Source organism: Kitasatospora sp. NPDC004531 (assembly GCF_053602195.1).
The window spans coordinates 70,413-81,832 of sequence record NZ_JBSGDD010000024.1 but is presented as its reverse complement, the minus strand read 5'-3'; the positions used below and the strand labels follow the sequence as shown (position 1 = coordinate 81,832).

At 71.7% G+C, this 11,420-nt stretch carries 11 protein-coding genes and 1 rRNA gene; all 12 read left to right on the top strand.

What is annotated here, in order from left to right; genetic code table 11:
• Positions 1-87: ribosomal RNA gene (gene rrf / locus ACWEMJ_RS13295) — 5S ribosomal RNA — on the top strand; the annotation flags it as partial.
• Positions 88-187: 100 nt separating this feature from the next.
• Positions 188-799, top strand: coding sequence for a CDP-alcohol phosphatidyltransferase family protein (locus ACWEMJ_RS13290; protein ID WP_452137125.1), 612 nt, complete (start codon positions 188-190; stop codon positions 797-799).
• Positions 800-924: 125 nt separating this feature from the next.
• Complete coding sequence (locus ACWEMJ_RS13285) at positions 925-3,420, top strand: sugar phosphate nucleotidyltransferase (protein ID WP_452137124.1); 2,496 nt, start codon at positions 925-927, stop codon at positions 3,418-3,420.
• 135 nt (positions 3,421-3,555) lie between these two features.
• Positions 3,556-4,569, top strand: a complete 1,014-nt coding sequence (locus ACWEMJ_RS13280) for a DUF881 domain-containing protein (RefSeq protein ID WP_452137123.1) — start codon at positions 3,556-3,558, stop codon at positions 4,567-4,569.
• A complete protein-coding gene (locus ACWEMJ_RS13275; protein ID WP_043908904.1) occupies positions 4,566-4,898 on the top strand; it encodes a small basic family protein in 333 nt (110 codons plus the stop codon). Before ACWEMJ_RS13280 ends, ACWEMJ_RS13275 begins: the two co-directional genes overlap by 4 nt.
• A gap of 9 nt (positions 4,899-4,907) precedes the next feature.
• A complete protein-coding gene (locus tag ACWEMJ_RS13270) occupies positions 4,908-5,813 on the top strand; it encodes a DUF881 domain-containing protein (RefSeq protein ID WP_452137122.1) in 906 nt (301 codons plus the stop codon).
• A gap of 502 nt (positions 5,814-6,315) precedes the next feature.
• Positions 6,316-6,858 carry an FHA domain-containing protein gene (locus ACWEMJ_RS13265; RefSeq protein ID WP_452137121.1) on the top strand — a complete coding sequence of 181 codons (543 nt, stop codon included), beginning with the start codon at positions 6,316-6,318 and terminating at the stop codon, positions 6,856-6,858.
• 65 nt (positions 6,859-6,923) lie between these two features.
• The gene (gene ftsR / locus ACWEMJ_RS13260; RefSeq protein ID WP_452137128.1) at positions 6,924-7,664 is read left to right on the top strand and encodes a transcriptional regulator FtsR; all 741 of its coding nucleotides are present in this window, start codon (positions 6,924-6,926) and stop codon (positions 7,662-7,664) included.
• A gap of 91 nt (positions 7,665-7,755) precedes the next feature.
• Complete coding sequence (locus ACWEMJ_RS13255) at positions 7,756-8,229, top strand: bifunctional nuclease family protein (RefSeq protein ID WP_452137120.1); 474 nt, start codon at positions 7,756-7,758, stop codon at positions 8,227-8,229.
• A gap of 282 nt (positions 8,230-8,511) precedes the next feature.
• Positions 8,512-9,189, top strand: coding sequence for a MerR family transcriptional regulator (locus ACWEMJ_RS13250; protein ID WP_452137119.1), 678 nt, complete (start codon positions 8,512-8,514; stop codon positions 9,187-9,189).
• A gap of 60 nt (positions 9,190-9,249) precedes the next feature.
• Entirely contained in the window at positions 9,250-9,963 is a 714-nt protein-coding gene (locus ACWEMJ_RS13245; protein ID WP_452137118.1) for a SanA/YdcF family protein, read from the top strand.
• A gap of 49 nt (positions 9,964-10,012) precedes the next feature.
• A complete protein-coding gene (locus ACWEMJ_RS13240; RefSeq protein ID WP_452137117.1) occupies positions 10,013-11,380 on the top strand; it encodes a DNA polymerase IV in 1,368 nt (455 codons plus the stop codon).
• Positions 11,381-11,420: the final 40 nt, after the last annotated feature.

The window sequence follows — 11,420 nt, the reverse complement described above, 5'->3', positions numbered from 1 at the left end:
GGTTACATTCCGAACCCGGAAGCTAAGCCTCACAGCGCCGATGGTACTGCAGGGGGGACCCTGTGGGAGAGTAGGACGCCGCCGAACAATTATTCGGAAAAGCCCCCTGACGGGATGTCAGGGGGCTTTTCTGTTGTAAGGTCGATCCCGCACACTTTGTCGTTGGTACCACAGGAGGCTCCGCACAGTGGAGGTCCAGGAGACGCGCGTCCAGACCGACCGGGTCCTTACGATCCCGAATCTGCTGAGCATGGCTCGGCTGGTGGGCGTGCCGATCTTTTTGTGGTTGGTGCTGTGGCCCGTCTTCGGGGGGCCGAAGAACGACGGGTGGGCGATTGTCGTCCTGATGCTGAGCGGGGTCAGCGACTACCTGGACGGGAAGCTGGCTCGGCGGTGGGGGCAGATCAGCCGGCTGGGGCAGTTGTTGGACCCGGCCGCGGACCGGCTGTACATCGTGTCGACGCTGGTGGGGCTGACGTGGCGGGAGATCCTGCCGTGGTGGCTGACGGCGTTGCTGGTGGCTCGGGAGGCGTTCGTCGGGGTGGTGCTGCTGCGGCTCAACCGGGCGGGTTACGGGCCGTTGAACGTGAGTTTTCTGGGGAAGGCCGCCACGTTCAATCTGATGTACGCGTTTCCGCTTCTGCTGCTGGGGGTCGGCGAGGGGTGGGTGCACCGGGTTGCGAACGTGGTGAGTTGGGCGTTCATCTGGTGGGGGACGACGCTGTACTGGTGGGCCGGCGCGTTGTACGCCGTGCAGGCGAGGCAGATGTTGCGGGCGGAGCGTTCGGCTGCCGTTTGAGATCGGGCTGAGACGTTTCACACGGCCTCCTCGGTGAGTCGGATCATTTCTTCCGGGTAGACATGCGTCGGACCGGTTTGATGGACCCGCAGGGGTTCACCACCGCGAAGGAGGACGCACCCGTAATGAAAGCCGTTGTGATGGCGGGCGGGGAGGGCACTCGACTCCGCCCGATGACTTCCAGCATGCCCAAGCCGCTGTTGCCGGTCGCCAATCGGCCGATCATGGAGCACGTGCTGCGGCTGCTGAAGCGGCACGGCCTCACTGACACTGTGGTGACTGTGCAGTTCCTGGCGTCGCTGGTGAAGAACTACTTCGGCGACGGTGAGGAACTGGGGATGCACCTCACCTATGCCAACGAGGAAACACCGCTGGGGACGGCCGGCAGCGTCAAGAACGCCGAGGACGCGCTGCGGGACGATTCGTTTTTGGTGATCTCCGGTGATGCGCTGACGGACTTCGATCTTTCCGAGTTGATTGCCTTTCACCGGGAGAAGGGCGCGCTGGTGACGGTGTGCCTGACCCGGGTGCCGAACCCGTTGGAATTCGGTATCACCATCACGGACGACGAGGGCAAGGTCGAGCGGTTCCTGGAGAAGCCGACCTGGGGGCAGGTCTTCTCGGACACGGTGAACACCGGCATCTACGTGATGGAGCCGGAAGTGTTCGACTACGTGGCCGCGGGGGAGTCGGTCGACTGGTCGAGCGATGTGTTCCCGCAGTTGCTCAAGGAGGGCAAGCCGGTGTTCGGCTATGTCGCCGAGGGCTACTGGGAGGACGTGGGTACCCACGAGAGCTACTTGAAGGCCCAGGCCGACGTGCTGGAGGGGAAGGTCCAGGTCGAGCTGGACGGGTTCGAGATCTCGCCCGGCGTGTGGGTGGCCGAGGGCGCGGAGGTGGACCCGGAGGCGGTGTTGCGCGGGCCGCTGTACATCGGTGACTACGCCAAGGTCGAGGCCGGCGTGGAGCTGCGCGAGCACACCGTGCTGGGGTCGAACGTGGTCGTCAAGCGCGGCGCGTTCCTGCACAAGGCGGTGGTGCACGACAACGTGTACGTGGGGCCGCAGTCGAACCTGCGCGGGTGCGTGGTCGGGAAGAACACCGACGTGATGCAGGCGGCGCGGATCGACGAGGGCGCGGTGATCGGTGACGAGTGCCTGATCGGCGAGGAGTCGATCATCGCGGGCAACGTCCGGGTCTACCCGTTCAAGACGATCGAGGCCGGCGCCTTCGTCAACACCTCGGTGATCTGGGAGTCGCGCGGCCAGGAGCACCTGTTCGGGGTGCGCGGCGTGTCGGGCATCCTGAACGTGGAGATCACGCCGGAGCTGGCGGTGCGGCTGGCGGGGGCGTACGCGACGACGTTGAAGAAGGGCGCCACCGTCACCATCGCGCGTGACCACTCGCGTGGTGCGCGGGCGTTGAAGCGGGCGATGATCTCGGCGTTGCAGACCAGTGCGATCGACGTCCGGGACTTGGAGAACGTGCCGATGCCGGTGGCCCGGCAGGCGACGGCGCGGGGGAGTGCCGGCGGGATCTTCCTGCGGACCACGCCGGGGGTGCCGGACTCGCTGGACATCCTGTTCTTCGACGAGCGCGGTGCGGACCTGTCGCAGGCGGGGCAGCGGAAGCTGGACCGGGTGTACGCGCGGCAGGAGTTCCGGCGGGCGTTCCCGGGCGAGATCGGTGACCTGCTGCACCCGGCGAGCGTGTTCGACTCGTATGCGACGAACCTGCTGCGGGAGGTGGACACCACCGGGGTGCGGGAGGCCGGGCTGAAGGTGGTGGTGGACGCCGCGCACGGCAGTGCGGGCCTGGTGCTGCCGAGCATTCTCGGCCGGCTCGGGGTGGAGACGCTGACGGTGGCCGGCGGCCTGGACGAGGCGCGGCCGACCGAGGGCGCGGACGAGCGGCGGGCGGCGCTGGCCAGGCTGGGCGAGCTGGTGGCGTCCTCGCGGGCCGCGTTCGGCGTGCGGTTCGACCCGGTCGGCGAGCGGGTGTCCTTCGTGGACGAGCTCGGCCGGGTGATCGAGGACGACCGGGCGCTGCTTGTGCTGCTGGACCTGGTGGCGGCGGAGCGCCGGGCCGGGCAGGTGGCACTGCCGGTGACGACGACGCGGATCGCCGAGCAGGTGGCGGCGTACCACGGCACCCAGGTGATCTGGACGACGACCTCGCCGGACGACCTGGCGAAGGCCGCGGCGGCGGACGGCACGATCTTCGGCGGCGACGGGCGCGGCGGTTTCGTGGTGCCGGAGTTCTCCGGGGTGCTGGACGGCGCGGCGGCGTTCGTGCGGCTGGTGGGGCTGGTGGCGCGGACACAGCTGACTCTGAGTCAGATCGACGCGCGGATCCCGCAGGCGCACATCCAGAAGCGCGACATCGCGACGCCGTGGGCCGCGAAGGGCATGGTGATGCGCTCGGTGGTGGAGGCGGCGGGCAACCGCAAGCTCGACACCACGGACGGCGTGCGGGTGGTCGAGGCGGACGGCCGGTGGACGCTGGTGCTGCCGGACCCGGCGGAGGCCGTCACGCACCTGTGGGCGGAGGGCCCGGACGACGAGGCGACGGAGCGGCTGCTGGACGAGTGGGCCGCGGTGGTGGACGGCGCCGGGAGGTAGTGCGGCAGGTGTTCGGACGGGGGCGGGCCTGCGGGTCCGTCCCCTCCGGGCGTTTGTCACGATCGTGTGCAGAACCGTCGCACGGCCCCGGGGGCTGGTCGTGGGCCGCCGCGCGGTCGTGAAACGATGTGGCGCATGCCAGCAACGTCGACGCCGAGTGACCCGGAGGGGCGGTTCCGCCGTCCGGACGCCTCGATGTCCCTGCTGACCACGGTGATGGAGCACTCGCTGGACGACGGGTACGCGGAGGCGGCCCGGGCGCGCGGGGCGGAGGGCCGGTCGCGGCTGCCGGGGACGGCGAAGGGGCGACTGGTGCTGGCCCTGGGGCTGGCGCTGGCGGCGGCCGTGGTGACGGTCGGGGCGGTGAACACCCAGGAGGCGGCGCCCGTCCTGGCGCGGGAGCGGGACGCCCTGGTGAGCCGGGTGAACGACGCGAACAAGGCGGCGGACGCCCTGCAGCGGCAGGTCGAGGAGGATCGCGACAAGGTCGCGGACGCCCAGGCGCAGGCCCTGCAGTCGGGCGACGACGGCGGGCTGGCGAGGCTGGCCGCGCAGGCCGGGACGGGCGCGATCACCGGGCCGGGCATCAAGCTGGTGATCGAGGACGCGGCCGGTACCGGCGCCGGTGGCAATGTGAGCGACCCGCGGAACGCGGAGGGCTTCGGCAACAAGGGCCGGGTCAAGGACCACGACCTGCAGTACGCGGTGAACGGCCTGTGGCTGGCGGGCGCGGAGGCGGTGTCCGTGAACGGGCAGCGGCTGACCGCGCTGTCGGCGATCCGGGCCGCCGGTGACGCCATCCTGGTGGACAACCGCCCGCTGGTGCCGCCGTACACGCTGCTGGCGATCGGGGACGGGCCGCGGCTGGCGCAGGCGTTCCAGGAGAACGAGGGCGGCCACTACCTGAAGGTCATCCAGGACAGCTACGGGATCCGTTCGACGGTGTCCGCGCAGAAGTCGCTGACGCTGCCGGCCGCGCTGGGCGTGACGCTGCGGGTGGCCGGGACGCCGTCGCCCGCGCCGTCCCAACCGCCCGCGCCGCCGTCGCCGACCGCCAAGCCGAAGTCGCCGTCCTCGCCGGCGCCGTCCAAGTCCGGGCGTTCGACCGTGAAGTCCACCCCCACCGGAACAGGAGCAGCTACACCGTGATTGCCGTACTGGGTCTCGTGATCGGCGTGGTCGTCGGCGTGTTCGTGCAGCCCGAGGTGCCGAACGCGGTGGTGCCGTATCTGCCGATCGCGGTGGTGGCGGCGCTGGACGCGGTGTTCGGCGGCGTGCGGGCGATGCTGGACGGGATCTTCGACGACAAGGTCTTCGTGGTGTCGTTCCTGTCGAACGTGGTGGTGGCGGCGCTGATCGTGTTCCTGGGCGACCAGCTGGGCGTGGGCTCGCAGCTGTCCACCGGCGTGGTCGTGGTGCTGGGCATCCGGATCTTCTCGAACGCGGCGGCCATCCGCCGGCACGTGTTCAGGGCCTAGGGGGCGGTTGTGAGCGAGGAGAAGGAGCCGCAGGGCCAGGGCGAGGAGCGCCCGGCCGAGGCGCAGGAGCCGAAGAAGGAGCCCGCGGCGGCCGCGGAGCCGGCGGCCGAGCAGCCCCGGGCCGCGGAGGTCGAGGCCGCGGAGGCCGAGGCGGAGCAGCCGGTGGCGGCCCGGGTGCCGGTGGCGTTGCCGTCGGACGGGCGGACCCGTCTGAAGGCGGCGCTGTGGCCGCCGCGGGTGTCGCGCGGTCAGTTGGTGGTGGCGCTGCTGCTGTTCGCGCTGGGGCTGGCGCTGGCGATCCAGGTGCGGTCGACGAACGACCACAGCCAGCTGCGCGGGGCGCGGCAGGAGGACCTGGTGCGGATCCTGGACGAACTGGACGGCCGCCAGCAGCGTCTGCAGTTCGAGAAGACGCAGCTGCAGCAGAACCTGGCGCAGTTGGAGAACTCCTCCAACCAGGCCAAGGAGGCGCAGGAGCAGACCAGGAAGAAGGCCGCCGAGCTGGGCGTGCTGGCGGGGACGGAGAAGGCGGTCGGTCCGGGCATCGTGCTGACGATCGATGATCCCCAAGGGCAGGTGAAGGCGGATATGCTGCTGGACACCCTGCAGGAACTCCGAGCGGCGGGGGCGGAGGCGATTCAGATCAACGACGTGCGCGTGGTGGCCGGGACGTATTTCACCGACAACGCGTCGGGCGGTGTGCGGATCGACGGCAAGGACGTGTCGCAGCCGTTCCGTTTCACCGTGGTGGGCAACCCGCAGGATCTGACTCCGGCGCTGAACATTCCCGGTGGTGTGGTGCGCAGCTTGGAGAAGCAGCAGGCGCGGGCGGACATCGTCCAGCAGCAGAAGGTGGTGGTGGACGTGTTGGCCACCCCGCGGCCGTTGCAGTACGGCAAGCCGGCGGCGAAGTGACGGGGCGCGCTCCGTACGGTTCGTCAGCTGCGGGTCGCCCCCGGTGGTGGGCGCTCGCGGGGAGTCGGCGACACTGGGTCTTGTCGATCGTCAGTTTCCGGCCGGATGCCGGGCTTACCGCCACATCGAGCCCTGAACCCTGCCCCGCGGGCGGTTCTGTCACACGCAAGGGGATTCGCCCGTGAGTTTTTTCTCGAAGCTTTTCGGCCGTAACAAGAAGGCGGCGGAGGCGCCGACCGCCCGGTTCCGGCAGGAGGACGCCGCGGTGCCGTCGGCCCGTCCGGCGCCGGACGGGCAGCGTCCGCTGTACCGGGAGGACGTGACCCAGGGGGCCGGCGTGCCGACCGGGCAGTTGGACGCGGGTTACGGCGCGTCGGTTGATTCGTCGGGCGGGCCGCGCATAGGTTTCCCGTCAGGACCCTCAACCTCCGGTGGAGGGTTTGCCCCGGACACCTACGCCGGTCACCCCCAGTCGGGTGGGCCGCGCCAGGAGGCTGTGAACATGGCTGGCACCAGCCCGTGCCCGCGGTGCGGGAACCAGAACCCGGCCCAGGCCCGGTTCTGCTCGAACTGCGGTACTCAGCTGCGTGGCGGCGGTTTCCCGGAGGGCGCGGCGGAGACCACGTCGACCATTTCGATCTCCGGCATCGAGTCGTACGACCCGACCGCGACGTCGACGGGCGCCACTCCGGCGCTGTCGGCCGAGGTGATCGCGGCGATCGACGCGCTGCCGCCGGGTTCGGCGCTGCTGATCGTGCAGCGCGGCCCGAACTCGGGGAGCCGGTTCCTGCTGGACTCGGACGTGACCACGGCGGGTCGCCACCCCCAGGGGGACATCTTCCTGGACGACGTGACGGTGTCGCGTCGGCACGTGGAGTTCCGCCGGCAGCCCGACGGTGGCTTCTCGGTCGCGGACGTGGGCAGCCTGAACGGCACCTACGTGAACCGGGAGCGGATCGACGAGGTGCTGCTCAGCAACGGCGACGAGGTGCAGATCGGTAAGTACCGGCTGGTGTTCTTCGCCAGCCACCACCGGGGGTACTGACCACTTCTCCGTTTGGAGCCCGAGTGACCCCACAGACTCCGACCCCGTCCCTCGGGTCCTCGCCCGTGCCGGCTTCGCGCCGCGCGGGCGAGGCGCGCCGGCGGGGTGACGAACTGCTGTCCATCGGCGCGGTGCTGGCCTTCCTGCGGGACGACTTCCCGGAGGTGACGATCTCGAAGATCCGCTTCCTGGAGGCGGAGGGCCTGGTCGAGCCGCAGCGCACCCCGTCCGGCTACCGGAAGTTCTCGGCGGCGGACGTGGAGCGGTTGGCGTACGTGCTGCGGATGCAGCGCGACCACTATCTGCCGTTGCGGGTGATCCGCGAGCACCTGGACGCGATCGAGCGCGGCGAGCAGCCTCCGGCGCTGCCGGCCGCGGAGGCGCGTCCGGGGCCGCTGGAGGAGGCGGACCGGGAGTTGGCCGGGTCGTCGGCGGCCGGCGGGGTGCGGCTGGGCCGGGCCGAGCTGATCGCGGCGGCGGAGGCGCAGGAGCGGGAACTCGTCGAGTGGGAGTCGTACGGGCTGGTGCAGCCGGGGCCGGACGGCGGGTACGACGGCGAGGCGTTGCAGATCGCGCGGCTGGTGGCGGAGCTGGGCCGGTTCGGTCTGGAGCCGCGGCACCTGCGGGCGGTGAAGGCGGCGGCGGACCGGGAGGTTTCGCTGGTGGAGCAGGTGGTGGCGCCGTTGCGGCGGCACCGCAATCCGCAGACCCGGGCGCACGCGGAGGCGACGGCCCGGGAGTTGGCGACGTTGTCGGTGCGGTTGCACGCGGCGATGGTCCAGGCGGGGCTGCGGGCGCGGTCCTGAGCGGCCGGGGTTCGGCGGGCGGCGTCCGGATCGCGGCGGCCGCTGCCTGCTGCGCTTTCCTATCGGGGGCGCGCGCCATAGGGTTGCTGGTGTGAATGAGCTCGACGTCGTGGGTGTCCGGGTGGAGATGCCCTCCAACCAGCCGATCGTGCTGCTGCGGGAGGTCGGCGGGGACCGCTACCTGCCGATCTGGATCGGGCCGGGGGAAGCCACCGCGATCGCTTTCGCCCAGCAGGGCATGACTCCGGTGCGGCCGCTGACGCACGACCTGTTCAAGGACGTGCTGGAGGCGACCGGCCAGCAGCTGACCGAGGTGCGGATCAACGACCTGCGGGACGGTGTGTTCTACGCGGACCTGGTGTTCTCCGGGGGTGTCGAGGTGAGTGCGCGCCCGTCCGACGCGATAGCGCTGGCGCTGCGCACCGGCACGCCGATCTTCGGGAGCGAGGAGGTGCTGGCGGAGGCCGGCATCTCGATCCCGGACGAGCAGGAGGACGAGGTCGAGAAGTTCCGGGAGTTCCTGGACCAGGTCTCGCCGGAGGACTTCGGGGGCGGCCAGCAGTAGCCGACGGCCGGTGAGGGGTGTTGGACGCGCTGCTACCGGGGCAGGCCACCGCCCGCAACTCGGCTGTGGTAGAAATCCATTCCGCTACCCGCACATGGGGCACGAATAACCACTCGATGGGGTGAAGTTTGTGCGAGGCCCCGGCGTGGCGATCGTTGACGGTGCTCGGGCCACTGCCTACCGTCAGGTGATGGCCCGCCGGACGGGCCGCCCGCAGCCTGGGCCCGTTCGGGTCCGTGCGGGGCCACAGGGGCCTTGAGGCGGAATGGACGGAGGTTGGCGATGAGCGGCACCGGCGACGAGACGCGTTCCGGAGCCCTGTGCGCGGTGCACGTGCCGCGCGCCGGCCGCGGTCCGATCGGGCGGCCCTGGCGGCCCGAACCGGACGGTGACGAGCTGCCCCGACTCGGCCGCTTCCCGGCCGTCCAGCCCGGGCAGCCCGCGATCGAACGGCTCACGCCCACCTCGGCGCTGGTCGGCTACCGCGGGCCCACGGCCTGCGCGGCCGCCGGCATCACCTACCGGCAGCTCGACTACTGGGCGCGCACCGGCCTGCTGGAGCCCTCGGTGCGCACCGGCTTCCCGGCCGGCGCGCAGCGACTGTACAGCTTCCGCGACATCCTGCTGCTCAAGATCGTCAAGCGGCTGCTGGACGCGGGCGTCTCGCTGCAGAACATCCGGGTCGCCGTCACGCACCTGCAGTCCGCCGACCAGGCCGGCCTGACGGGGCTGACGCTGATGTGCGACGGCGCGACGGTCTACGAGTGCACCTCCCCGCAGCAGGTCGTCGATCTGCTGAACGGCGGGCAGGGCGTGTTCGGCATCGCCGTCGGCGCGGTCTGGCAGGAGCTGGAGGCCACCCTCGGCCGGCTGCACGGGGAGCGCACCGACACCGGCGAGACGCTGCTCGGCCACGACCCGGCCGACGAGCTGGCGCAGCGCCGCAACCGCGCGGTCTGACCGCCCGCCGGCGGGAACCGGCCGGGTGGGCGGTTCGTCCTCTGCCGTGTGCGGACGATCATGCGAGGTCTCGGGCGGCGCGGGCGATGGCTGCTGACGCGGCGGCCCCCGGGCTGGGGCAGCAGGCGCGGGCAGCGGCGCTGGTTCCAGGCGCTGGTGGCGTGCACGGCGCTGGCCCTCACCCCGAACGCCTGGCTGTTCGTGACGCAGTCCCACAAGGTCGGCACCGTGCAGAGCGTGCGGTCCGCGCCGGTGGCGGTGGTGTTCGGCGCCGGCCTGATGGACGGCAGGCCCTCCCCGTACCTGGCGCACCGGCTGGACGCCGCCCTTGAGCTGTACCGGGCGGACAAGGTGCAGGCGATCCTGGTCACCGGTGACAACGGCACCCGCGAGTACGACGAGACCGACGCGATGCGCGCCTACCTGATCGAACGCGGCGTGCCCGAGGTGCGGGTGGTCGGCGACTACGCGGGCTTCGACACTTGGGACTCCTGCACGCGCGCGCACCGCATCTTCGGCGTCGACAACGCGGTGCTGATCAGCCAGACCTTCCACGTGCGGCGGGCGCTGGCGCTGTGCCGGGCCGCCGGGATCGACGCGGCGGGCGTCGGTGTGGAGGAGTGGCACGACACCACCTGGCACTACGGCGAGGTACGGGAGACCGCCGGCGCGGCGAAGGCGTTCCTGAACGTGCTGCTGCGGCCCGACCCGGCGCTGCTCGGCCGGCGGGAGGACGGGGTGGCGCGGGCGCTCGCCGACGCGGCGCGGGGCTGAGCGGCCGCTCGGCGGCCGCACTGTCGGTGCGGCGCGGGATGATCGACTCGTGAGGTCCGTGCCGAGCATCATCCATCTCGACATGGACGCCTTCTTCGCGGCCGTGGAGCAGGCGTCCAAGCCGAGCCTGCGCGGAAAGCCGGTCATCGTCGGAGGCCTCGGCGGGCGCGGGGTGGTCTCCACCGCCTCGTACGAGGCCCGGAAGTTCGGCGTGCACTCGGCGATGCCGATGGCGCAGGCCCGGCGGCTCTGCCCGAACGCGGCCTTCCTGACCGGCCGGTTCGAGGCCTACCGGGCCAACAGCGAGATCGTCATGGGGCTGCTGCGGGAGCGCTCCCCGCTGGTCGAACCGCTCAGCCTGGACGAGGCGTTCGTCGACCTGGAGGCCGGGCCGTACGGGCCGGCGCTGGCCGAGGCGACGCCCGCCGAGGGGGCGCAGCTGGTGCTGGCGGTGGCGCAGGACCTGCGGGCGGACATCGTGGAGCGGACCGGGCTGACGGCCTCGGTGGGCGCCGCCGCGTCCAAGCTGATGGCGAAGATCGCCTCCGAGAAGGCCAAGCCGGACGGGCTGGTGCTGATCGAGCCCGGCTCCGAGCAGTCGGTGCTCGCGCCGATGCCGGTGCGCGCGCTGCCCGGCATCGGGCCGGCCACCGAACAGGCGCTGCGCCGGGCCGGGTTGACGAGCGTGGCGGACCTGGCGGAGGCCGGGTTCGAGGAGCTGGTGGCGCTGCTGGGGAAGGCGCACGGGGCGGGCGTGTTCCAGATGGCGCTGGGGTGGGACGAGCGGCCGGTGGTGCCGGACCGGGACGCGAAGTCGGTCTCGGTGGAGGACACCTTCGAGGTCGACCTGGCGGATCGGGACCGCATCCTGCGGGAGATCGACCAGCTGTCGGCGCGCTGCGTGCGGCGGCTGCGGGCGGCCGGGCGGTCGGGGCGGACGGTGGTGCTGAAGGTGCGGCGGTTCGACTTCTCGACGCTCACGCGGTCGGAGACGCTGGGCGGGCCGACGGACGATCCGGTGGTGATCGCGGCGACGGCGCGGCGGCTGGCCGGGCAGGTGGACACCACCGGCGGGGTGCGGCTGCTGGGGGTGGGGGTCGCGCAGCTCGCGGACTACACGCAGGAGGACCTGTTCGCGCAGGCGGAGCAGGAGGTGGACGGGGAGGAGGGGGAGGACGCCGAGGAGGAGGTCGAGGAGGAGGCGGTCGAGCCGGTGGCGCGGCGGTGGTGGCCGGGGCAGGACGTGACGCACCGGGAGTACGGGCCGGGGTGGGTGCAGGGGAGCGGCGTGGGGCGGGTGACGGTGCGGTTCGAGACGCCGTACTCGGAGCGTCCGGGGCGGGTGCGGACGTTCGCGGTGGACGACGAGGCGTTGTCGGCTTCGGGGGCGCTCCCGCTCAGGCCTCCGGCGGTCTAGGGGTGGGGCGGCTGCCGGGGCGCGATCGGGGGGAGGCGAG